Annotated in this window: 23 protein-coding genes; 16 read left to right on the top strand and 7 right to left on the bottom strand. The window is 61.6% G+C overall.

Features of this window, described 5'->3' with window-relative positions:
- The first annotated feature begins 4 nt into the window (after positions 1-4).
- The 13 genes from ccoO (DWF74_RS25715) to hemN all read left to right on the top strand — a co-directional run bounded on the left by ccoO (DWF74_RS25715) (position 5) and on the right by hemN (position 12,877).
- Positions 5-613, top strand: a complete 609-nt coding sequence (gene ccoO / locus DWF74_RS25715; protein WP_102863795.1) for a cytochrome-c oxidase, cbb3-type subunit II — start codon at positions 5-7, stop codon at positions 611-613.
- A gap of 3 nt (positions 614-616) precedes the next feature.
- Entirely contained in the window at positions 617-847 is a 231-nt protein-coding gene (locus DWF74_RS25710) for a cbb3-type cytochrome oxidase subunit 3 (protein WP_016967269.1), read from the top strand.
- Positions 844-1,791 (top strand): cytochrome-c oxidase, cbb3-type subunit III, encoded by a 948-nt coding sequence (gene ccoP, locus DWF74_RS25705; protein WP_102863796.1) that lies wholly within the window; start codon positions 844-846, stop codon positions 1,789-1,791. Before DWF74_RS25710 ends, ccoP (DWF74_RS25705) begins: the two co-directional genes overlap by 4 nt.
- A gap of 496 nt (positions 1,792-2,287) precedes the next feature.
- Positions 2,288-3,730 carry a cytochrome-c oxidase, cbb3-type subunit I gene (gene ccoN, locus DWF74_RS25700; protein ID WP_102863797.1) on the top strand — a complete coding sequence of 481 codons (1,443 nt, stop codon included), beginning with the start codon at positions 2,288-2,290 and terminating at the stop codon, positions 3,728-3,730.
- Positions 3,730-4,338 carry a cytochrome-c oxidase, cbb3-type subunit II gene (ccoO, locus tag DWF74_RS25695; protein ID WP_102863798.1) on the top strand — a complete coding sequence of 203 codons (609 nt, stop codon included), beginning with the start codon at positions 3,730-3,732 and terminating at the stop codon, positions 4,336-4,338. The genes ccoN and ccoO (DWF74_RS25695) overlap by 1 nt, the downstream gene beginning before the upstream one ends.
- A gap of 5 nt (positions 4,339-4,343) precedes the next feature.
- A complete protein-coding gene (locus DWF74_RS25690) occupies positions 4,344-4,529 on the top strand; it encodes a CcoQ/FixQ family Cbb3-type cytochrome c oxidase assembly chaperone (protein WP_011060239.1) in 186 nt (61 codons plus the stop codon).
- Positions 4,526-5,503 (top strand): cytochrome-c oxidase, cbb3-type subunit III, encoded by a 978-nt coding sequence (gene ccoP / locus DWF74_RS25685; RefSeq protein WP_102863799.1) that lies wholly within the window; start codon positions 4,526-4,528, stop codon positions 5,501-5,503. The genes DWF74_RS25690 and ccoP (DWF74_RS25685) overlap by 4 nt, the downstream gene beginning before the upstream one ends.
- A 393-nt stretch (positions 5,504-5,896) precedes the next feature.
- The gene (gene ccoG, locus DWF74_RS25680) at positions 5,897-7,312 is read left to right on the top strand and encodes a cytochrome c oxidase accessory protein CcoG (protein ID WP_102863800.1); all 1,416 of its coding nucleotides are present in this window, start codon (positions 5,897-5,899) and stop codon (positions 7,310-7,312) included.
- 18 nt (positions 7,313-7,330) lie between these two features.
- A complete protein-coding gene (locus DWF74_RS25675) occupies positions 7,331-7,867 on the top strand; it encodes a FixH family protein (RefSeq protein ID WP_102863801.1) in 537 nt (178 codons plus the stop codon).
- A 100-nt stretch (positions 7,868-7,967) separates the two neighbouring features.
- A complete protein-coding gene (locus tag DWF74_RS25670) occupies positions 7,968-10,418 on the top strand; it encodes a heavy metal translocating P-type ATPase (RefSeq protein ID WP_110596942.1) in 2,451 nt (816 codons plus the stop codon).
- A gap of 21 nt (positions 10,419-10,439) precedes the next feature.
- Positions 10,440-10,670 carry a cbb3-type cytochrome oxidase assembly protein CcoS gene (ccoS, locus tag DWF74_RS25665; RefSeq protein WP_102863803.1) on the top strand — a complete coding sequence of 77 codons (231 nt, stop codon included), beginning with the start codon at positions 10,440-10,442 and terminating at the stop codon, positions 10,668-10,670.
- Positions 10,663-11,346, top strand: coding sequence for a sulfite exporter TauE/SafE family protein (locus DWF74_RS25660; protein ID WP_102863804.1), 684 nt, complete (start codon positions 10,663-10,665; stop codon positions 11,344-11,346). Before ccoS ends, DWF74_RS25660 begins: the two co-directional genes overlap by 8 nt.
- A 148-nt stretch (positions 11,347-11,494) precedes the next feature.
- Complete coding sequence (gene hemN / locus DWF74_RS25655) at positions 11,495-12,877, top strand: oxygen-independent coproporphyrinogen III oxidase (RefSeq protein ID WP_115581952.1); 1,383 nt, start codon at positions 11,495-11,497, stop codon at positions 12,875-12,877.
- On the opposite strand, the gene DWF74_RS25650 is transcribed toward hemN, so the two are convergent.
- Positions 12,874-13,353 carry a hypothetical protein gene (locus DWF74_RS25650; RefSeq protein ID WP_102863806.1) on the bottom strand — a complete coding sequence of 160 codons (480 nt, stop codon included), beginning with the start codon at positions 13,351-13,353 and terminating at the stop codon, positions 12,874-12,876. The genes hemN and DWF74_RS25650 overlap by 4 nt on opposite strands.
- Before the next feature lie 153 nt (positions 13,354-13,506).
- On the opposite strand from DWF74_RS25650, the gene fnr reads away from it, so the two are divergent.
- Together fnr and DWF74_RS25640 are read left to right on the top strand one after the other, a co-directional pair.
- Positions 13,507-14,241, top strand: a complete 735-nt coding sequence (fnr, locus tag DWF74_RS25645; RefSeq protein WP_102863807.1) for a fumarate/nitrate reduction transcriptional regulator Fnr — start codon at positions 13,507-13,509, stop codon at positions 14,239-14,241.
- 81 nt (positions 14,242-14,322) lie between these two features.
- Entirely contained in the window at positions 14,323-14,871 is a 549-nt protein-coding gene (locus DWF74_RS25640; RefSeq protein ID WP_102863808.1) for an adenine phosphoribosyltransferase, read from the top strand.
- Positions 14,872-14,904: 33 nt separating this feature from the next.
- Here the strand turns inward: DWF74_RS25640 and DWF74_RS25635 are convergent, their stop codons facing one another.
- The 5 genes from DWF74_RS25635 to dnaX all read right to left on the bottom strand — a co-directional run bounded on the left by DWF74_RS25635 (position 14,905) and on the right by dnaX (position 20,584).
- Complete coding sequence (locus DWF74_RS25635; protein WP_110652564.1) at positions 14,905-16,053, bottom strand: acyl-CoA dehydrogenase family protein; 1,149 nt, start codon at positions 16,051-16,053, stop codon at positions 14,905-14,907.
- 102 nt (positions 16,054-16,155) lie between these two features.
- Positions 16,156-16,758, bottom strand: coding sequence for a recombination mediator RecR (gene recR, locus DWF74_RS25630; protein WP_102863810.1), 603 nt, complete (start codon positions 16,756-16,758; stop codon positions 16,156-16,158).
- A 57-nt stretch (positions 16,759-16,815) separates the two neighbouring features.
- Positions 16,816-17,859 (bottom strand): NADP-dependent oxidoreductase, encoded by a 1,044-nt coding sequence (locus DWF74_RS25625; RefSeq protein WP_115581951.1) that lies wholly within the window; start codon positions 17,857-17,859, stop codon positions 16,816-16,818.
- A gap of 208 nt (positions 17,860-18,067) precedes the next feature.
- Positions 18,068-18,406, bottom strand: a complete 339-nt coding sequence (locus tag DWF74_RS25620; protein WP_015634779.1) for a YbaB/EbfC family nucleoid-associated protein — start codon at positions 18,404-18,406, stop codon at positions 18,068-18,070.
- A 66-nt stretch (positions 18,407-18,472) separates the two neighbouring features.
- On the bottom strand, positions 18,473-20,584 hold the full coding sequence (gene dnaX / locus DWF74_RS25615; protein ID WP_115581950.1) for a DNA polymerase III subunit gamma/tau: 2,112 nt from the start codon (positions 20,582-20,584) through the stop codon (positions 18,473-18,475).
- A 139-nt stretch (positions 20,585-20,723) separates the two neighbouring features.
- On the opposite strand from dnaX, the gene DWF74_RS25610 reads away from it, so the two are divergent.
- Positions 20,724-21,494 carry a substrate-binding periplasmic protein gene (locus tag DWF74_RS25610; protein ID WP_102863813.1) on the top strand — a complete coding sequence of 257 codons (771 nt, stop codon included), beginning with the start codon at positions 20,724-20,726 and terminating at the stop codon, positions 21,492-21,494.
- Here DWF74_RS25610 and DWF74_RS25605 read toward each other — a convergent pair.
- Positions 21,467-23,185, bottom strand: a complete 1,719-nt coding sequence (locus tag DWF74_RS25605; protein ID WP_102863814.1) for a putative bifunctional diguanylate cyclase/phosphodiesterase — start codon at positions 23,183-23,185, stop codon at positions 21,467-21,469. The two genes, DWF74_RS25610 and DWF74_RS25605, sit on opposite strands and share 28 nt — an antisense overlap.
- Positions 23,186-23,188: the final 3 nt, after the last annotated feature.

Raw genomic sequence — 23,188 nt, 5'->3', positions numbered from 1 at the left:
CGCCATGAAACACGAAACGATTGAAAAAAACGTCGGCCTGCTGATGCTGCTGATGGTCTTCGCGGTGAGCATCGGCGGTCTGACCCAGATCGTCCCGCTGTTCTTCCAGGACGTCACCAACAAGCCGGTGGAAGGCATGAAGCCCTACACCGCCCTGCAACTGGAAGGCCGCGACATCTACATCCGCGAAGGCTGCGTACAGTGCCATTCGCAGATGATCCGTCCGTTCCGCGCTGAAACCGAACGTTACGGTCACTACTCGGTGGCTGGTGAAAGCGTCTGGGACCACCCGTTCCTGTGGGGCTCCAAGCGTACCGGTCCGGACCTGGCCCGTGTCGGCGGCCGCTACTCCGATGACTGGCACCGTGCGCACTTGTACAACCCGCGCAACGTTGTGCCCGAGTCGAAGATGCCGGCCTACCCGTGGCTGGTGACAGCAGCGGTGGACAGCAGCCATACCGAAACCAAGCTCAAGGTCATGCGCACCCTCGGCGTGCCCTATACCGACGACGACATCGCCGGGGCCACCGCCTCGCTCAAGGGCAAGACCGAGATGGACGCCCTGGTGTCCTACCTGCAAGTGCTTGGCACTGCGATCAAGAGCAAGAGGTGAGCCATGGGTTTTGAACTCGATAGCGGCATGATCCGCGGGCTCGGGACCCTGGTGGTGATGATCGCCTTCGTCGGTCTGTCGATCTGGGTGTTCAACTCAAAACGCAATCCCGAGTTTGCCCAGGCACGCCTGCTGCCCTTCGCCGACGACCCGATGCCGGGTGCGGCACCGGCCGGCAATACAACTGATGACGCTCAACCTCAAGAGCCTGCAACAAGGAGCATTCGGCCATGACCACCTTCTGGAGTACGTGGATCTGCGTACTGACCATCGGCAGCCTGATCGGCCTGACCTGGCTGCTGGTCGGCACCCGCAAGGGTGAAACCAAGGGCAGCGTGGACCAGACCATGGGCCACGCGTTCGATGGCATCGAGGAGTACGACAACCCCCTGCCGCAATGGTGGTTCCTGCTGTTCGCCGGGACCCTGGTGTTTTCCGTGGGCTACCTGATCCTCTACCCGGGCCTGGGCAACTGGAAAGGCATTCTGCCGGGCTATGAAGACGGCTGGACCCAGACCAAGGAATGGGAAAAGGAAATGGCCAAGGCGGATGTGAAATTTGGGCCGATCTTCGCCAAATTCGCAGCCATGCCCGTGGAAGAAGTGGCCAAGGACCCACAAGCACTGAAGATGGGCGGACGCCTGTTCGCGTCCAACTGCTCGGTGTGCCACGGCTCTGACGCCAAGGGTGCCTTCGGCTTCCCCAACCTGGCGGACGACAACTGGCGGTGGGGCGGCAGCGCCGACACCATCAAGGCCACCATCATGGGCGGCCGCATGGCGGCCATGCCGGCCTGGGGTGAAGTGCTCAAGGAAGCAGGCGTGAAGAACGTAGCGGCTTATGTCCGTCACGAACTGGCCGGCCTGCCCCTGCCAGCGGACAGCGACGCCGACCTGGTGGCCGGGCAGCAAGCGTTCAGCACCACCTGCGTGGCCTGTCACGGCGCCGACGGCAAGGGCACCCAGATCATGGGCGCGCCCGACCTGACCCAGCCTGCCGGCTTCATCTACGGCACCAGCCTGGCGCAACTGCAGCAGACCATCCGCCACGGTCGCCAGGGTCATATGCCGGCGCAGAGCGAACTGCTCGGCAATGACAAGGTGCAACTGCTGGCCGCCTACGTGTACAGCCTCTCCCACCACAACAGCAACAAGCCACAAGCAGAAAGCGATCAGTAAAAGATCAACGGCAAGCTGCGAGATTTCACTTGCAGCTTGCCGCTTGAAGCTTTCCCTCCTGCCTCTTTGCGACCAAGTGTCGCACCCCTCTCCCCCATCGCCTTTGCACTGATCCGAATCAGGTCTAAGCTTGCCCCGAAGTGGACTGGCAATGACCGGTCACAGGCCATCGGTATCCTTGACGTTCGAAGCTTTCGCTCGATGACAGGCCGCAAAGGCTGGTTTATACCGGCTGTCGACTGGCTTACCACCTGTCAGCTGATCCGCGGACTTCCACACACCCGGTTACAACTGACCTGACACCCCAAGTTTTTTGTCCACTGCGACATTTTGTCCGAGGGCAATTTTTGTCCCTACTCGGCATAGGGAAAGGCCGCAGAATCAGGCATGGAACGCATTGACCCAGGTCATGGCGCGTTGCAATGACCCCCTGCTTTCTCCATACTTGCGGCCGATTTTTATCCCTAATAAAACACCCAAACCGTGGAACCTTAGAATGAGCACAGCAATCAGTCCGACTGCTTATAACTATAAGGTAGTCCGCCAGTTCGCCATCATGACGGTGGTCTGGGGGATCCTTGGCATGGGGCTCGGTGTCTTCATCGCCTCGCAACTGGTCTGGCCGGAGTTGAACTTCGATCTGCCATGGACGACCTTTGGACGCCTGCGCCCGCTGCACACCAACCTGGTGATCTTCGCCTTCGGTGGATGTGCATTGTTTGCCACCTCTTACTATGTCGTGCAGCGAACCTGCCAGACGCGACTGATTTCCGACAGCCTTGCGGCCTTCACCTTCTGGGGTTGGCAAGCGGTGATCGTCGGCGCGATCGTGACCCTGCCACTGGGTTACACCACCACCAAGGAATACGCCGAACTGGAATGGCCCCTGGCCATCCTGCTGGCGATCGTCTGGGTCACCTACGGCCTGGTGTTCTTTGGCACCATCACCAAGCGCAAGACCAAGCACATCTACGTCGGTAACTGGTTCTACGGTGCCTTCATCGTGGTGACCGCGATGCTGCACATCGTCAACCACGCCTCCCTGCCGGTCAGCTTCTTCAAGTCCTATTCGGCCTATGCCGGTGCGACTGACGCCATGATCCAGTGGTGGTATGGCCACAACGCCGTGGGCTTCTTCCTGACCACCGGCTTCCTGGGGATGATGTACTACTTCGTACCCAAGCAGGCCGAGCGTCCGATCTACTCCTATCGCCTGTCCATCGTGCACTTCTGGGCGCTGATCACCCTGTACATCTGGGCCGGTCCGCACCACCTGCACTACACCGCACTGCCGGATTGGGCCCAGTCCCTGGGCATGGCCATGTCGATCATCCTGCTGGCACCCAGCTGGGGCGGCATGATCAACGGCATGATGACCCTGTCGGGTGCCTGGCATAAGCTGCGCACCGACCCGATCCTGCGCTTCTTGGTGGTGTCCCTGGCGTTCTACGGCATGTCGACCTTCGAAGGTCCGATGATGGCGATCAAGACCGTCAACTCGCTCTCGCACTACACCGACTGGACCATCGGCCACGTACACGCTGGCGCTCTGGGCTGGGTAGCAATGATCTCCATCGGCGCCCTGTACCACCTGATCCCGAAAGTCTTCGGTCGTCAGCAGATGCACAGCACCGGCCTGATCAACACCCACTTCTGGCTGGCCACCATCGGTACCGTGCTCTACATCGCCTCGATGTGGGTCAACGGCATTACCCAGGGCCTGATGTGGCGTGCAATCAACGATGACGGCACCCTCACCTACTCCTTCGTCGAAGCGCTGCAAGCCAGTCACCCGGGCTTTATCGTCCGCGCTCTGGGCGGTGCGTTCTTCGCCGCCGGCATGCTGATCATGGCGTACAACGTGTTCCGCACCGTTCGCGCCTCGAACCCGGCTGAAGCTGAAGCCGCCGCTCAGATCGCTGTAGTTGGAGCTCACTGATGAAGCACGAAGTAGTCGAGAAGAACATTGGCCTACTGGCCTTCTTCATGGTCATCGCCGTCAGCATCGGCGGCCTGACCCAGATCGTTCCGCTGTTCTTCCAGGACGTTACCAACAAGCCGGTGGAGGGTATGAAGCCGCGCACCGCGTTGGAACTGGAAGGCCGCGACGTGTACATCGCCAACGGCTGTGTCGGCTGCCACTCGCAGATGATCCGTCCGTTCCGCGCTGAAACCGAACGCTATGGCCACTACTCGGTGGCCGGTGAAAGCGTCTGGGACCACCCGTTCCTGTGGGGCTCCAAGCGTACCGGTCCGGACCTGGCCCGTGTCGGCGGCCGCTACTCCGATGACTGGCAGCGTGCGCACTTGTACAACCCGCGCAACGTGGTCCCCGAGTCGAAGATGCCGGCTTATCCGTTCCTCGTAGAAAACAAGCTCGACGGCAAAGACACCGCGAAGAAAATGGAAGTCTTGCGCACACTCGGCGTCCCTTACACCGACGAAGACATCGCCGGCGCCCAGGATGCTGTGAAGGGCAAAACCGAAATGGACGCGCTGGTGGCCTATCTGCAAGGCCTGGGCACCATCATCAAAAGCAAACGGTGATCTAGATGGATATCGGGATGATTCGTGGCCTGGGCACCCTTGTTGTGATGGTGGCCTTCATCGGCTTGGCGCTCTGGGTGTTCAGCCCCAAGCGCAAGTCCGAGTTTGAAGACGCGACCTTGCTGCCGTTCGCGGATGATCCCGACGCCATCAAGCACGTCGAGCAAGCTTCTAGGAGTAACAAAGAATGACTACGTTCTGGAGTCTGTACGTCACAGTCCTCAGTCTGGGTACCATCTTCGCCCTGACCTGGCTGCTGCTGTCGACCCGCAAGGGCCAGCGCACCGAGCAGACCGACGAGACGGTCGGCCACTCCTTCGACGGGATCGAGGAGTACGACAACCCGCTGCCACAGTGGTGGTTCATGCTGTTTGTCGGCACCATCGTCTTCGCCCTGGGTTACCTGGTGCTGTACCCGGGCCTGGGCAACTGGAAAGGCGTCCTGCCGGGCTACAACTACCTCGATAACGAGAAGCAGACCCCGTTTGCCAACGGCCAGCCCGGCTGGACCGGTGTGCATGAGTGGGAAAAGGAAATGGCCAAGTCGGACGCCAAGTTCGGTCCGATCTTCGCCAAGTACGCCGCCATGCCTATCGAAGAAGTGGCCAAGGACCCGCAAGCCCTGAAAATGGGCGGTCGCCTGTTCGCGTCCAACTGCTCGGTCTGCCACGGTTCCGACGCCAAGGGCGCCTATGGCTTCCCTAACCTGACTGACGCCGACTGGCGTTGGGGCGGCGAGCCGGAAACCATCAAGGCCTCCATCATGGGCGGTCGCCACGCGGTGATGCCGGCCTGGGTGGACGTGATCAAGGAACAGGGCGTCAGTGACGTTGCCGCTTATGTCCTGACCAACCTCGACGGCCGCAAGTTGCCGGAAGGCATCAAGGCCGACCCGGTCAATGGTCAGAAGTTGTTCGCCGCCAACTGCGCGGTCTGCCACGGTCCGGAAGGCAAAGGCACACCGGCCATGGGCGCCCCGAACCTGACTCACCCGGCAGCCTTCATCTACGGCTCGAGCTTCGCCCAACTGCAGCAGACCATTCGTCATGGCCGTCAGGGCGTGATGCCTGCCCAGGAACAACTGCAAGGCAATGACAAGGTTCACCTGCTGGCCGCCTATGTCTACAGCCTGTCCCACGGTAACAAGCAGGCCGACGCCGAGTAAGACCGACGCCTGAAAGCAATACCCAACGGCCCCGCCAATGAAAATTGACGGGGCCGTTTTGTTTGCGCCTTGCATCGGCTGGTGCTCGACGGTGGATCACCCTTCCCGGCAACCCGGTAGTAACATTTCTAGAACAAGAAGGACTTTGAGGCCTGCGGAGTCCGCCTGATCACTCCCTGGAAGAATTGAACGGCGCCGCCTGCAAATGGGTCCATAATTCGTAAGTCAATTGATTCAAGTCATTACACCATCAGTTGATTTCCCCCAACGCGACCAAAGGTCGCACCCTTGCGCTAGAGCTACAGGCGTATCATTGCGCCACTGCAACACCCCTTTTGACCCCGGCCGGCATGTACTGGCCGAGGCATTTTTCCACTGCCGTGGGATGCAATGATGAGCAACCAGATTCCCGTACAAGACGTTACCCCGCCTGCCAAAAACGCGACCAACAGCGTCGACCTCTACGCCTCCAGGGAAAAAATCTACACCCGCGCCTTCACTGGCCTGTTCCGCAATCTGCGCATGCTGGGCGGCGCCGGATTATTCCTGCTGTACTTCGGCACCGTGTGGCTCAACTGGGGTGGTCACCAGGCCGTCTGGTGGAACCTGCCGGAACGTAAGTTCTTCATCTTTGGCGCCACGTTCTGGCCCCAGGACTTCATCCTGCTCTCGGGACTGTTGATCATTGCCGCTTTCGGCCTGTTCTTCATCACCGTCTATGCCGGACGTATCTGGTGCGGCTACACCTGCCCGCAGAGCGTCTGGACCTGGATTTTCATGTGGTGCGAGAAAGTCACCGAAGGCGACCGCAATCAGCGCATCAAGCTGGACAAGGCGCCCATGAGCGCCAACAAGTTCCTGCGCAAACTCAGCAAGCACAGCCTCTGGCTGTTGATTGGCTTCGTCACCGGCATGACCTTCGTCGGCTACTTCTCGCCCATCCGCGAACTGGTCATCGAGTTCTTCACGGGCCAGGCCGATGGCTGGTCGTACTTCTGGGTCGGTTTCTTCACCCTGGCCACTTACGGCAACGCCGGTTGGCTGCGCGAGCAAGTGTGCATCTACATGTGCCCCTATGCGCGCTTCCAGAGCGTGATGTTCGACAAGGACACCCTGATCGTGTCCTACGATCCGCGCCGTGGTGAAAGCCGTGGCCCACGCAAGAAAGGCGCCGACTACAAGGCCCAGGGTCTGGGCGACTGCATCGATTGCACCATGTGCGTCCAGGTCTGCCCCACCGGCATCGATATCCGAGATGGCCTGCAGATCGAATGCATCGGCTGCGCCGCCTGTATCGACGCCTGCGACAGCATCATGGACAAGATGGAGTACCCACGCGGACTCATCAGCTACACCACCGAACACAACCTCTCCGGACAGAAAACCCATAAACTGCGTCCGCGCCTGATCGGTTACGCCCTGGTGTTACTGGCCATGATCAGCCTGCTGGTCACCGCGTTCTTCATGCGCTCGCTGGTGGGCTTCGATGTCAGCAAGGACCGGGTGCTCTACCGCGAAAACTCAGAAGGCCGGATCGAAAACGTCTATAGCCTGAAGATCATGAACAAGGACCAGCGCGACCACACCTACGTGCTCGATGCCGCTGGCCTGCCGGACCTGAAGCTGCAAGGCAAGCGCGAGATCCACGTGGAGGCCGGCGATATCGTCAGCATGCCAGTGGAACTGTCCATCGCTCCAGAGCAACTGCCATCGACCACCAACGAGGTGAAGTTCATCCTCAAGGATGCCGACGATGACAGCGTCCACGTTGAAGCCAAGAGCCGGTTCATCGGCCCACAAATTCGTTAAGAGCCAAGAGAAGTGATCATGCCCGCAGCTACCACCACCAGCCCCTGGTACAAACACCTCTGGCCCTGGATCATCATTGGCATCCTCGCCTGCTCGGTGACCCTGACCCTGTCCATGGTGACCATTGCCGTGAACAACCCGGACAACCTGGTCAACGACAACTACTACGAGGCTGGCAAGGGCATCAACCGCTCCCTGGACCGTGAACTGCTGGCCCAGACCCTGAAGATGCGCGCCAACGTGCACCTCGACGAACTGACCGGCGAAGTGGAACTGCGCCTGAGCGGTAACAGCCAGCCCAAGACCCTGGAGCTGAACCTGATCTCGCCGACCCAGCCCGAGAAAGACCGCAAGATCGCCCTCACCCGCAGCGAAACCGAACAAGGTCGCTACATTGGCCAGTTGAGCGATCAGGTCGAAGGCCGGCGCTTCGTCGAGCTGCTGGGAGTCGAAGGCGACAAGACCTGGCGCATGTTCGAAGAGGAACAAGTCAGCCACGACAAAGACCTGCTGCTGGGCGATGAGCCGCTACAAGGGGCGGAAGACCTGAACTGAACAACACCTGTCGTCCATCGCCGGCCCGCCGCCCTCCCCGTCACCCGGGTTGCAGGCGACTGGCCGGCGATGAGTTTTTTCCCGACCACAAAGACCGCCGATGACCACGCCACTGCCCTGCTACCACTGCGCCCTGCCGGTTCCCACTGGCAGCCGGTTCACCGCCGTCGTGCTCGGCGAGCCTCGGGAGTTCTGCTGCCCGGGCTGCCAGGCGGTGGCCGAAGCCATTGTTGCTGGCGGCCTGGAGCATTACTACAGCCACCGCAGTGAAGCCTCGGCCAACCCCGAAGCCTTGCCTGTGCAGTTGCTGGACGAATTGGCACTGTACGACCGTGCCGACGTGCAACAGCCCTTTGTCCGCCACGAAGGCGAGCTGGCGGAAACCACACTGCTCATGGAAGGCATCAGTTGCGCCGCCTGTGGCTGGCTGATCGAAAAACACCTGCGCAGCCTGCCAGCAGTGGTCGAGGCCCGCCTCAACCTTTCCAACCATCGCCTGCATGTGCGCTGGGCCGATAGCCAACTGCCCCTGAGCCAGGTTCTCAGCGAACTGCGGCACATCGGCTACGCCGCCCACCCCTACCAGCCGGACCGCGCCTCCGAGCAACTGGCCAGCGAAAACCGCCTGGCCCTGCGCCAGCTGGGGGTCGCCGGACTGCTGTGGTTCCAGGCCATGATGGCGACCATGGCCACCTGGCCGGAATTCAATATCGACCTGAGCCCGGAGTTGCACACCATCCTGCGCTGGGTCGCACTGTTCCTCACCACTCCCATCGTGTTCTACAGTTGCGCACCTTTCTTCAAGGGCGCCATGCGCGACTTGCGCACCCGTCACCTGACCATGGATGTCTCGGTGTCCCTGGCCATTGGCGGGGCCTACCTGGCGGGAATCTGGACCGCTATCAGCGGTGTCGGCGAACTGTACTTCGACGCTGTGGGCATGTTCGCGCTGTTCCTTCTCGCCGGCCGCTACCTGGAACGTCGGGCCCGGGAACGCACCGCGGCGGCCACAGCGCAGTTGGTCAACCTGTTGCCTGCCTCCTGCCTGCGCCTGGGCCAGGACGGCCAGAGTGAACGCATCCTGCTCACCGAACTGCGCCTGGGCGACCGGGTACTGGTGCATCCCGGCGCGGTGCTGCCGGCCGATGGCAAGATCCTCGACGGCCAGTCGAGCATCGACGAATCCCTGCTCACCGGCGAGTACCTGCCGCAACCACGCAGCCTGGGAGATAGCGTCACTGCCGGCACCCTGAACGTCGAAGGCGCGCTGACGGTGGAGGTTCAGGCCCTGGGCCAGGACACCCGGCTGTCCGCCATCGTCCGCCTGCTGGATCGGGCTCAGGCAGAGAAACCGCGGCTCGCGGAGGTAGCCGACCGCGCGGCCCAGTGGTTCCTGCTGTTTTCATTGATCGCTGCAGCAGCCATCGGCCTGCTGTGGTGGCAACTGGATGCCTCGCGCGCCTTCTGGATCGTCCTGGCCATGCTGGTTGCCACCTGTCCTTGCGCGCTGTCCCTGGCCACCCCAACGGCCCTGACCGCCGCCACCGGCACTCTGCACAAGCTCGGTCTGCTGTTGACCCGCGGCCATGTGCTCGAAGGCCTGAACCAGATCGACACGGTGATTTTCGACAAGACCGGCACCCTCACCGAAGGACGCCTGGCACTGCGCGCCATTCGCCCCTTGGGGCCGCTGTCCAGCGATGACTGCCTGAGCCTCGCGGCCGCCCTGGAGAACCGCTCCGAGCACCCTATTGCCCGGGCTTTCGGCCGTGCTCCAGTAGCGGCCGAAGAGGTCACCAGCAGCCCGGGGCTGGGCCTGGAAGGCCTGGTGGGCACACAGCGCTTGCGCATCGGCCAGCCGGCATTCGTCTGCGAACTCAGCGGTTGCCCGGTGCCCTCGATGCCCGATGAAGCCGGCCAGTGGCTATTGTTGGGTGACAGCCAGGGTGCCCTCGCCTGGCTGGTGCTCGATGACCGGCTGCGCAGCGACGCCCCAGCCCTCCTGGCCGCCTGCAAGGCTCGCGGCTGGCATACCCTGCTACTGTCCGGGGACAGCTCACCGATGGTGGCCAGCGTCGCAGCCGAACTACAGATCGACGAGGCCCGTGGTGGCCTGCGCCCGGATGACAAGCTGCAGGTACTGCAACAGCTGCATCAACAGGGCCGCAAAGTGCTGATGCTCGGCGACGGGGTCAACGATGTGCCGGTGCTGGCCGCCGCCGACATCAGCGTGGCCATGGGTTCGGCCACCGACCTGGCCAAAACCAGCGCCGATGCAGTGCTCCTGTCCAACCGCCTGGACGCACTGGTGCAGGCCTTCAGCCTGGCCCGCCGGACCCGCCGGGTAATCATCGAGAACCTGCTTTGGGCCGGGCTGTACAATGGCCTGATGCTGCCGTTCGCCGCCCTGGGCTGGATCACTCCGGTCTGGGCTGCAATCGGCATGTCCATCAGTTCCCTGACCGTGGTGCTCAATGCCCTGCGCCTGACCCGCATGCCGCGGTCAGCCGACAGCGCCGGCGCCCCCGAAACCCGCCTGTTGCCGGCCTGAGCCGCCGGGCCTGGAGTCCAGATGCCAGCTCTATATGTGATGATTCCGGCTGCCCTGCTGATCGTGGCCATCGCCATCTATATCTTCTTCTGGGCCGTCGACAGCGGTCAGTACGACGACCTCGACGGCCCGGCCCACAGCATCCTGTTCGACGATCAAGACCCTAGCCACACCGCAGCGGTGGACGAAGCCAAGGGCCAGCCAGGCAACGACGCCGAGCCGGTCAAGAAAGCGGAACCACCTCATGCTTGAGCTGGCTCCCCTATTGGTTTCGGCGGTGATCCTTGGCTTGCTGGGTGGAGGGCATTGCCTGGGTATGTGTGGCGGCCTGATGGGCGCTCTGACCCTGGCCATTCCCCAGGAGCAACGCAGCCGGCGTTTCCGCCTGCTACTGGCCTACAACCTGGGGCGCATCCTCAGTTATGCCCTGGCCGGCCTGCTGCTGGGCCTGGCTGGCTGGGCCGTGGCCAGCAGCCCGGTGGCGCTGTTCATGCGGGTACTGGCTGGCTTGCTGTTGATCGCCATGGGCCTGTACCTGGCCGGCTGGTGGAGCGGCCTGACCCGCATCGAAGGCCTTGGACGGGGCCTGTGGCGGCATATCCAGCCTGTCGCCAACCGCCTGCTGCCAGTTTCCAGCCTGCCTCGTGCACTGCTCCTGGGTGCGCTCTGGGGCTGGCTGCCTTGCGGCTTGGTGTACAGCACCCTGCTGTGGTCGGCGAGCCAGGGCAACGCTCTGGACAGCGCTCTGCTAATGCTGGCGTTCGGCCTCGGCACCTGGCCTGTGCTATTGGCCACGGGCCTCGCGGCAGAACGGGTCACCGCCCTGCTGCGCCGTCGCAGCGTGCGCATGGCCGGAGGGCTGCTGGTCATGCTGTTCGGCATCTGGACCCTGCCTGGTCCTCACCAGCACTGGCTGATGGGCCACTGATCCCAGGAAAGTGCCCGACTACAGGGCTTGCACGCCCCGTCGGCGCTACCTCAGCGGCTCCCGAACACCCTTGATACAAATCAAGATGGCCGCAGCCCTAACCCCCTAGACTCGCGAACACTGCCAGCCTATCCGGGGGAATTCCCGCATGCTCGACGCCATTCGTTGGGACACAGATCTGATCCGCCGCTATGACCTGGCGGGACCACGCTACACCTCATACCCGACCGCGGTGCAATTCAACAGCCAGGTCGGCGCCTTCGATCTGCTGCACGCCCTGCGCGACAGCCGCAAGGCCCAGCGCCCGTTGTCGTTGTACGTACACATCCCGTTCTGCGCCAACATCTGCTACTACTGCGCCTGCAACAAGGTCATCACCAAGGATCGCAGCCGCGCCCTGCCCTACCTGCAACGCCTGGAACAGGAGATGCAACTGATAGCCTGCCACCTGGCGCCCAACCAGCGGGTCGAGCAGTTGCACTTCGGCGGCGGCACCCCGACCTTTCTCAATCACGATGAGCTGCGCCAACTGATGGCGCTGCTGCGCAAGCACTTCAACCTGCTGGACGATGATTCCGGGGATTACGGTATCGAGATCGACCCCCGGGAAGCCGACTGGTCCACCATGGGCCTGCTCCGGGAGCTGGGCTTCAATCGGGTCAGCATTGGCCTGCAGGATCTGGACCCGGCGGTACAACGGGCGGTCAATCGCCTGCAGAGCCTGGAGGAAACCCGGGCCGTGATCGAAGCGGCCCGCACCCTGCAATTTCGCTCCATCAACATCGACCTGATCTACGGCCTGCCCAAGCAGACACCAGAGCACTTCGCCCGCACCGTGGAAGAAGTGATCAGCCTGCAACCGGATCGCCTCTCAGTCTTCAACTATGCCCATCTGCCCGAGCGCTTCATGCCGCAACGGCGGATCAATGGCAATGAGCTGCCGGCTCCGGCAGAGAAACTGGAAATGCTGCAACGCACCATCGAGCAATTGACTGCAGCTGGTTATCGCTACATCGGCATGGACCATTTCGCCCTGCCCGATGACGAGTTGGCAATCGCCCAGGAGGAGTCGACCCTGCAACGCAACTTCCAGGGTTACACCACACATGGTCATTGCGACTTGATTGGGCTGGGAGTATCGGCCATCAGTCAGATCGGGGATCTCTACTGCCAGAACAGCAGTGACTTGACCCAGTATCAAAATGCTTTGGCGGGTGCACAACTGGCCACTAGTCGTGGCTTGGTATGCAACACCGACGACCGTCTGCGCCGTGAAGTTATTCAACAACTGATCTGCAACTTTAGTCTTAAGTTCGAAGATATAGAAAAAGCATTCAATATCGACTTTCGTGGCTACTTCAACGAACTATGGCCGGATCTGCAGGAGATGGCCGACGATGGCCTGATTCAACTCAGCGCCGAGGCGATTATCGTACTTCCAGCAGGACGCCTGTTGGTGCGCTCGGTGTGCATGATCTTCGATGCATACCTGGGCCAACAGAATCGCCAGCGTTTTTCCCGGGTGATCTAGGACTTCATGATCAGGGAAGCGGCCTTCATCACCTGCTCGGGGCTCAGACCTGCCTCTTTCATCGCCTTGGCCAGGGAGGCATTGGCGGTCAGCAAACCGCTGTTCAGGCTCGCCAGGGCAGACTGCAAGCTGGCAACCTTCGCCTTGGCCTCTTCAGGGCTCAGGTGTTTGTCGGCCATGACTGCCTGAAGCCGGGCAAGCTTTTCGGCAATCTGTTGTTGCAATTTTCTGATCATTTTGAGGAGTTGTTGAATATTTTCGGGCAGGCCGCTTTCCTCGATGTCACGGTCATCGCCCGCAGCACTGGAGGATTTCTGCAATCCAACGCCCGACAGCGACACTTTGACGCCCTCTCCGATCACCGATTCAGCAACTAATGGAGAGTTCCTTAGTTCATCGTCATCACTGCCTTTCGAGGTCTCTGAAAGTAGCTGCAAGTTGTTGCTGCCATTAGTAATACCGCCAACAGAGGACATAGTTTCAGCTCTCCAAGTTAACTTTGTTAACTGGTTATCGACTCATAAAAGGAATGCTTTACGACTAACAATCAATACGGCACGGACTGGCCGGAACCTCCTCCCGTGAGTTACCCTTACGGCTTATGTGTGTTTTCCCACAAGGATTCTAGAATGTCCGAGCCAGTTAAACTGCGCGCTCATAACCAGGCCCATTGCAAGGATTGCAGCCTGGCCCCTCTGTGCCTGCCACTTTCCTTGAATTTGGAAGACATGGACGCGCTGGACGAAATCGTCAAACGTGGCCGCCCATTGAAAAAAGGCGAATTCCTGTTCCGTCAGGGTGACGGCTTCGACTCGGTGTATGCCGTGCGTTCAGGTGCCCTGAAAACCTTCAGCCTCAGTGACGGCGGCGAAGAACAGATCACCGGTTTCCACCTCCCCAGCGAGCTGGTGGGGCTGTCCGGCATGGATACCGAAAGCCATCCGGTTTCGGCACAAGCCCTGGAAACCACCTCGGTGTGCGAGATTCCCTTCGAACGCCTCGACGAACTGGCTCTGCAACTGCCGCAACTGCGCCGTCAGTTGATGCGGGTCATGAGCCGTGAAATCCGTGACGATCAGCAGATGATGCTGCTGCTGTCGAAAAAGACCGCAGACGAGCGCATCGCTACCTTCCTGGTCAACCTCTCCGCACGTTTCCGCGCACGAGGCTTCTCGGCCAACCAGTTCCGCTTGAGCATGTCGCGCAACGAAATTGGCAACTACCTGGGCCTGGCGGTGGAAACCGTATCCCGGGTGTTCACCCGTTTCCAACAGAACGAACTGATTGCCGCCGAAGGCAAGGAAGTGCACATCCTCGATCCGATCCAGCTCTGCGCACTGGCCGGCGGCTCGGTAGACGGCTGAACCACAGCACTTGCGACTGAGCCAAGCCGCTCGGTCGCGGGTATACTGGCGCGGCCTATTTGCCCGCCAGGACACCTGAAGATGGCCTTCGATTCCTTCGACATCAAATCCCTGATCCGCCCTGTCATCGACTTCCCGAAACCGGGCGTGATCTTCCGCGACATTACCCCTCTGTTCCAGTCTCCCCGGGCCTTGCGCCTGGTGGCCGACAGTTTCGCCCAGCGTTATGTCGAAGAAGACTTCAGCCACATCGGTGCCATGGATGCCCGGGGCTTCCTGATCGGCTCGATCATTGCCTACCAACTGAATAAGCCGCTGATCCTGTTTCGCAAACAGGGCAAGCTGCCTGCGGACGTGCTCGCCGAGGGCTATCAGACCGAATACGGCGAAGCCTTTCTCGAAGTCCACGCCGACAGTCTGTGCGAAGGCGATTCGGTACTGATGTTCGATGACCTGATCGCCACCGGCGGCACCCTGATCGCCGCGGCCAATCTGGTACGGCGCATGGGGGCGAAGATCTACGAGGCCGCCGCCATCATCGACCTGCCGGAGCTGGGCGGCTCGCAGAAACTGGAAGACATGGGCATCCCAACCTTCTGCCTGACGCAGTTCTCGCTGACTGAGCGCTAGGATCTACCCGCGTATTCACCAGCAAGCAGGTTTCTACAGGCCCATCTGCTTGCTGATGATTTCGTTCATCACCTCGCGAGTGCCGCCGCCGATCGAGAGAATACGGTTGTCGCGATACAGGCGCTCCACCAGGCTCTCGCGCATGTAGCCCATGCCACCGAGTATCTGCACCGCATCATGGGTAATACGGTCGGCGGTATCGGTGGCAACGTTCTTGGCCATGGAGATTTCCTTGATCACACTCTTGCCGGCGGCCATCTTCGCCGCCTGGCGATAGGTGAACTCCCGCGAGACTTCCAGAGCCGTAGCCATCTCCGCCAGACGATGCTTGAGCACCTGGAACTTGCCGATGGGCTTGCCGAACGCCTCGCGCTCGCGGGCCCACTTCAGGCTTTCCTCCAGAGCCATCTGCGCCGTCATGTTGGCCATCAGCGCCAGGGCCAGGCGTTCGCTCTGGAAATTGCCCATGATGCAGGCAAAGCCCATGTTCTCGGCACCGATCAGGTTGCCCACCGGTATCCGGCAATCGTCAAAGAACAGTTCGGCAGTGTCCGAGGCCCACCAGCCCATCTTTTTCAGCTGTCGCCCCACGGTGAAGCCCGGCGTGCCCTTTTCGATCAGCAGCAAGCTGATGCCGCCGTAACCGGGCTCACCGGTACGCACCGCAACGGTGTAGAAATCGGCGCGTACGCCGCTGGTGATAAAGGTCTTGCTGCCACTGACCCGATAATGATCGCCATCACGCACGGCGCGAGTTTGCAGGTTGGCCACGTCAGAGCCGCCGCTGGGCTCCGTCACCGCCAGAGCGCAAATTTTCTCGCCGCACAGCACTTGGGGTGCCACTCGGTCCCGCACTTCGGGTCGAGCCCATTTGACGATGGGCGGCAGGCCGATATCCAGGGAACCCAGCCCTGCCACCAGGCCGCCGGAACCGCTGCGCATCAGCTCTTCACTGGCGGCGATCTTGGCGAACAGGTCACCTTCGTGACTGCCCCCCAGGGCTTCGGGATAGCCGATCCCCAGAATCCCTGCCGCACCGGCCTTGAGATACAGCTCGCGGGGGAAGCTTTCAGCCTCCTCCCACTGATCGATCTCGGGGAGAATTTCCCGTTCGACGAAACGTCGCACGCTGTCACGGACCAACTGGTGGCTGGGGTCGAAGTATTCCTGGCAGGCAGACATCGGCAAGCTCCTCTGAAGGGTCGAGGGAACTTACCAAGCGCTTGCTTGGTTTTCAAGAAAATGTGTGGCGGGTCTTTCGCCGGCAAGCCGGCTCCTACCGCGTTAAAGCGCTATGGGTTTGCGACCGGCGAAGGAATGGGCCAGGGTGCCGCCGTCCACCAGCTCCAGCTCGCCCCCCAGAGGCACGCCGTGGGCGATACGCGAAGTGATCAGGCCTTTGTTGGTCAGCAGTTGGGCGATGTAGTGCGCAGTAGCCTCGCCTTCCACGGTCGGGTTGGTGGCCAGGATCACTTCGCTGAAGCTCCCTTGCTCCTCGATCCGTGCCAGCAACTGCGGAATACCGATCGCTTCGGGCCCTAGACCGTCCAGCGGTGACAAGTGCCCCTTGAGCACGAAATATCGACCGCGATAGCCGGTCTGTTCCACCGCGTACACATCCATCGGTCCTTCCACCACGCAGAGCAAGCTGTCGTCGCGACGCGGGTCGGCACACTGCGGGCACAGCTCGTCTTCAGTCAGTGTCCGGCATTGACGGCAATGCCCCACCCCTTCCATGGCCTGGCTCAAGGCCTGGGCCAGGCGCAAACCACCACTGCGATCACGTTCAAGCAGCTGCAAGGCCATGCGCTGGGCGGTTTTCTGACCCACGCCCGGCAAGGTGCGCAGGGCATCGATCAGTTGGCGAATCAGGGGGCTGAAGCTCATGGGCAAAGGTCCGACAAAACGACGAGACGCGGTTTATACCCGCGCCTCAGGGTAGCGTCAAATACTCGCGTGTGCGGCAACCTTGACCACCAGCTTGCCGAAGTTGCGCCCCTCCAGCAGGCCGATGAAGGCTTCAGGCGCCTGCTCCAGGCCTTCGACCACATCTTCCTTGAACTTGACCTTGCCTTCGCGCACCCAGGGCGCCATGGCCTTGATGAATTCTGGATGCCGGTCACCATAGTCGTCGAAGACGATAAAGCCCTGGATCCGCACCCGCTTGGTCAACAAGGCGCGCTGCAACAGCGGCAGACGGTCCGGGCCTGGCGGCAGTTCCTGAGCATTGTACTGGGCGATCAACCCGCACAGGGGAATGCGCGCCTTGGGATTGAGCAAGGGCAGCACGGCATCGAACACCTTGCCACCGACGTTCTCGAAATAGATGTCCACGCCCTTGCAGCAGGCCTGGGCCAGCTCAGCGGCAAAATCGACGCTCTTGTGATCGATGCAGGCGTCGAAACCCAGTTCCTCGACCACGTAGCGGCACTTGTCCGCGCCACCGGCCACACCCACCACCCGCAGCCCCTTGAGTTTGGCCACCTGCCCTACCACCGAGCCCACAGCGCCGGACGCCGCAGCCACCACCAGGGTTTCCCCGGCCTTGGGCTGACCGATGTCCATCAGCCCCATGTAGGCAGTCATACCTGGCATACCCAGCACGCCCAAGGCCATGGAGGGGCTGGGCAGGCCGGAAGGCACCGGAATCAGGTTACGACCATCACTGATGCAGTGGCTCTGCCAGCCAGTGGCCCCCACGACCAGATCGCCTTCCTGGAACCTCGGATTCAGCGAACGCTCGACCCGACTCACCGCGCCACCGGTCATGACTTCATTGATTTCCACCGGTGCGGCGTAGGACGGCGCGTCACTCATGCGGCCGCGCATGTAGGGGTCCAGGGACAGGTAGAGGGTCTGCAGCAGGACTTGGCCGTCCGCCAGCTCCGGCAAGGCGACCCGCTCCAGACGGAAGTTCTCAGGGACCGGTGCACCCTGGGGACGAGAGACCAGCACCACACGCTGGTTGAGGGTCAATGTTTGCGACATCACAGACACTCCTGTATCGAGGGTTGGAAAGAACTGTATAGGGTGCAGACCCCGCGAGGGCCGTGGCGTTCGATGTTTCTACAGACGGATCGGCGGCGGCCTTCACCCGCAATCCAGCTCCCACGAACAGTGCAGTGCTTATCGACAGGATAAAAAAAGCCAGGCTCAAGGCCTGGCTTTTTGCGTCCATCCGAAGCGTCTGGGCGACTCAGAACGGCAGCTTCATGCCTGGAGGCAGTTGCATGCCGGCAGTCATGCCGGACATTTTTTCCTGGCTGTTGGACTCGATCTTGCGCACGGCATCATTGACCGCAGCGGCAAACAGGTCTTCCAGCACTTCACGGTCATCTTCGCTGACGCCTTCCAGCAGGCTCGGGTCGATGCTCACACGCTTGATGTCGTGACGACCGGTCATGACCACAGTGACCATGTCGCCGCCAGCCTTGCCGGTGACTTCAGCGTTGGCCAGTTCTTCCTGCATCTTGGCCATTTTTTCTTGCATTTGCTGTGCCTGCTTCATCAGGCCGGCCATGCCACCTTTCATCATGGGAATTACCTCAAAGTACGGGGATTGAAACAGCGCCCGACCCAGGGTCCGGCGCCCTTTAAGTGATCAACCCTGAGCGGCCAGGGCCTCGACAGGTTCAATAGTATCCTGGCGCACCACGGCGCCGAACTCCTGGACCATCTGCTGGATGAACGGATCGCCGTGGATCGAGTCCTCCGCCTCGCGCTGACGGTCGGCCCGACGCCTCGAAGCCGCCTGGGCCGGGGTTTCCTGCTCGGGCTTGATCAGCTCGATAGTCAGGGTCAGGGTACGTCCGTGGTACTGGTTCAGCGCGTCATTGAGCCGGCGCTGCTGAGTGGCGTTGAACAGTGCGCTGTGGGCCGGGTCCAGGTGCAACAGCCAGTTGTCGCCCTCTACGGCCATCAGGGTGCAGTTGGCGGCGATGCTGCCGGTCATGCCGGAAATCGGCAGTTTCGGGAACAGTTGCAGCCACTCCAAGGCCAGGCCGGTGGCCGGCTTGGCAGCAGGTTCGGGCTCGGGCTCCGGGGCCGGATCGGCGGCGTGCTCGCTGGCCAGCTCGTCCAGGTAGCTGTAGGCCGAGTCCATGTCCGGCTCGATGTAGTCCTCGTCCAGGGGCGGCTCATCGTCCAGATCAATGCCCGGGGTGGCAGCGTCGACCTCGGCCACGCTCGGCTCGGGCACCGGCGCACTGACCCACTCCGGCGCATCCGGCACCACGCTGTCGGGCGTTGGAGTTGGCATTGGCGTCAGCTCGGGCTGTTCGGCCACCACTTCCAGCACCGGTTCAACAGCTGGTTGCTGCTCGATCTGCGGCGCTACCGGATCGTTCCAAGGCAGGTCGACCACCTCCTCGGCGGCCACCGGCCCAGGCTCGACGTCAACCGCTTCGACGGCAACCGCTTCGGCAACCGGCGGCGCGACAGGTACAGGCGCGACCGGCGGAGCTGGAATCGGAGCCGGAGCGGCAGCCGATGCGACCGGCGCGCTGGCAATAGGAGTAACGGGAGCCACAGGCACAGCAGGTGCTGGTACCGCCACGGCTTGGGCGGAATCAACTGTGGCCTGGCTGATCCCCACTGGCTTTAGCGGCTGTCTCGGTGCATCGGCGGTGTCCGCCGGGCGGAAGGCCAGCATCCGCAGCAAGACCATTTCGAACCCCCCTCGCGGGTCCGGCGCCAACGGCAGGTCGCGACGGCCGATCAGACCCATCTGGTAATAGAACTGTACGTCTTCGGCCGGCAGCGCCTGGGCCAGAGCCAGTACCCGGTCACGATCGCCATGACCGTTGTCGACCCCTTCGGGCAACGCCTGGGCAATCGCTACCCGGTGCAGCACGTTGAGAATTTCCGAGAGCACGCCGTTCCAGTCCGGGCCCTGCTCCGCCAGATGGCGCACAGCCTCCAGCAACGCCTTGGCGTCACCATTGATCAGGGCATGGAGAACGTCATAGACCTGGCCGTGATCGAGGGTGCCGAGCATCGCTCGCACGTCGGCGGCCATGACCTTGCCTTCACCGAAGGCGATGGCCTGATCGGTCAGGCTCATGGCGTCACGCATCGAGCCGTCGGCGGCGCGGCCCAGCAGCCACAATGCGTCGTCTTCGAACGGCACGTTCTCTACACCCAGCACGTGGCTCAGGTGCTCGACCACCCGTTCGGGGGTCATGTTCTTCAGGGAGAACTGCAGGCAACGGGACAAAATGGTCGCCGGCAGCTTCTGCGGGTCGGTGGTTGCGAGGATGAACTTGACGTAGGGTGGCGGCTCTTCGAGGGTCTTGAGCAAGGCGTTGAACGAGTGACTGGAAAGCATGTGCACTTCGTCGATCAGGTAGACCTTGAAGCGTCCGCGGCTCGGCGCGTATTGCACGTTATCCAGCAGTTCACGAGTGTCCTCGACCTTGGTCCGGCTCGCGGCGTCGATCTCGATCAGGTCGACGAAGCGTCCTTCGTCGATCTCGCAGCACACCGAACAGGTGCCGCACGGCGTGGAAGTGACGCCTGTTTCACAATTCAGACATTTGGCAATGATCCGCGCGATGGTGGTCTTGCCCACCCCGCGGGTGCCGGTAAACAGATAGGCGTGGTGCAGCCGCTGGCTGTCCAAGGCATTGATCAGAGCCTTGAGCACATGGGTCTGGCCGACCATTTCGCGGAACGAGCGCGGACGCCATTTACGTGCAAGAACCTGATAACTCATCGAAAACCGTCGCAACTGGAAAGCGGAAGCCGGTAATGCTAGCGGAGCAAGGGCGAAATTGCATCCGGCGCGCTCGTCTAATCTGTCTAAGCTGCATTTCGCAAAGGATTGCTCGGTCGTTGGAACCGTGGGAGACCGTATGCATTTGACCTGGGGCGCCCTGCTACTCTTGAGCACCAGCCTGGAAGCCGCCGAAGCGCCTTTACGCTTTGTCATCGCCGACAGCTGGGCCATGCCGACCATCGAGGTCGATGGCGAGCAACCCACCGCCGGCATCCTTTACGACACCATGAACAGCCTCGCCCGGCATATGGGCACCCGTGCCGAGTTCCACGTCCTGGCTCGCGCCCGGGTGCAGAACGCCATGGCCCAGGGCGAAGTCGACGTGCGCTGCTTCGCCGCACAAGCCTGGCTGCCGAACCTGTCCGGGGATTACCTGTGGAGCGTGCCGCTGTTCGTGCAACGCAACCTGCTGGTCAGTAACCGCTACCATCATGAGCCGATCAACCCGCAGCAGTTGCCCACTCAGCACATCGGCACCGTACTGAGCTACACCTACACCTCGCTGCAACCCCTGTTCGAGAGCGCCCAGCTGATTCGTGACGATGCCCGCAACGAGGAGCAAGTCCTGCAAAAGCTCCAGGTAGGACGCTACCAGTACGCTATCGCCAGCCAGTGGACCCTGGACTGGTTCAACAAGACCCAGTCCTCCGGCAACCCCTTGCACCGCGTCGCGCTGCTGCAGGAGCAAGCCGTGGGCTGCTACGTGCGCAATGACCCGGCAGTGCCGGCCCAGCGAATTCTGCGGACCCTGCTGAAGATGAAGATGTCCGGCGAGATCGAGGCCATCGTCCAGCGCTACGTCGACCCGCAGACCGGCGCTCAGGCCTCCGACACCGTGTCGCCCTGAAGCGTGCCGCACCGCCACGACAGCGGCGGCTCGAAGTTGCTTACCCACTCCAGCACGGCGTCAGCGGGCATGGGCGCAGCAATGAACTCACCCTGGGCCACCTCACATCCGAGGGCCATCAATCGCTCACCATGGGCCAGGCTTTCCAGGCCCTCGGCCACAACTTGGCGGCCAAACGCCCGGGCCAGTCCGACCAGAGCCTGAATCAGGGCCTGGTCATCCTGGTCGTGAAGCATGTCGCGGACAAACAATCGATCGATCTTGATGGTCTGGGTACGCAGACGTTTGAGGTAGCTCAGGGACGAATGCCCAGTACCGAAGTCCCCCAGGGAAAACTGCACACCAAAGCCCTGGCAGGCATCGAGGCAATCGCTGACTCGCTGGATATTGTCGATAGCCACCGACTCGACGATCTCCAGATCCAGCAAGACGGGTGACACATCCGGGTAGCGATCGAGCATCCCCTTGAGCCGCTCGACAAAATCCGTGCGCTGGAAATGCCGGGCCGCGACGTTCAGGCTCACCGGCCAGACATGGCCCGCCGCCTGCCAGCGTTGCAACTGACTCATCACCTGATCCATGACCCACTCGCCGATATCGACGATGAGGTCGGTCTCTTCCACCTGAGGCAGGAAATCCTGGGAACCCAGCATCCCGCGCTGCGGGTGCTGCCAGCGCAACATGGCTTCAAACCCCACCACCGCGCCGCTGCGCATGTTGACCTTGGGCTGGAAATACAACTGCAGCTCGCCGCTGTTCAGCGCCTGGCGCACGTGCTCCACCGTCTGGTAGGTGACCATCACTTCACGATCACGCAGGACATCGAACAGGTGGAAGCGATTGCGTCCGCTTTGCTTGGCCACGTACATCGCCTGGTCGGCGTGGCGCAGCAAGGTATCGGCATCATGGTTGTCGGTGGGAAACAGGGTCACCCCAATGCTGGCAAACACATTGATGTCCTTGCCCTGGATCGAATACGGCTGGGAAATGGTCGCCAACACCCGCTGCAGTGCCGCCCGCAGCTCCAGCATGTCCCTGACGTAACGCAGGATCAGCACGAACTCGTCTCCGGCCAGGCGTGCCACCACATCTTCACCCCTGATGATCGAACGCAGGCGCGCAGCCACTTCCACCAGCAGCAGGTCACCACAGGCGTGACCGTAGCCATCATTGACCGCCTTGAAACCGTCCAGATCGAGCATGCATACCGCCAGGGGAATATTCTCCTGGCGGGAGAAGTCCAGCGCCTGGTGCAACAGGTCGGAAAGGAAGGCCCGATTGGGCAGACCAGTGAGCACGTCATGCCCAACCCGCCATTGCAGCGAATGCAGCAACTGACGCTTCTCGCTGACATCGAAGCGGATCGATACATAGCGCATCACCTTGCCGGAGCGCTGATCCACCAGGGGCACCATGGTGCTGTCGACCCAGTACAGGCTGCCGTCCTTGGCACGGTTGCAGATCTCACCTTTCCACACCCGCCCCTGGATGATGGTCTGCCACAGCTCGGTAAAGAACTCCGGTGGATGCAGACCCGAACTGAGCATCCGGTGATTGGCTCCGATCAGCTCTTCACGGCTGTAGCCCGATATCTGGCAGAACAGGTCGTTGACATAGGTGATGCAACCGCCGAGATCTGTCTCGGAGAAGATGGCGGCGGCATCGACGGCCCTGCGGTATTTCTCATCCATGAG

Origin of the sequence: Pseudomonas protegens, assembly GCF_003363755.1 — a bacterium.
GTDB classification, from domain to species: Bacteria; Pseudomonadota; Gammaproteobacteria; order Pseudomonadales; family Pseudomonadaceae; genus Aquipseudomonas; species Aquipseudomonas danubii.
The sequence above is the reverse complement of the archived record's forward strand: the minus strand, read 5'-3'. Positions and strand labels throughout refer to the sequence as shown.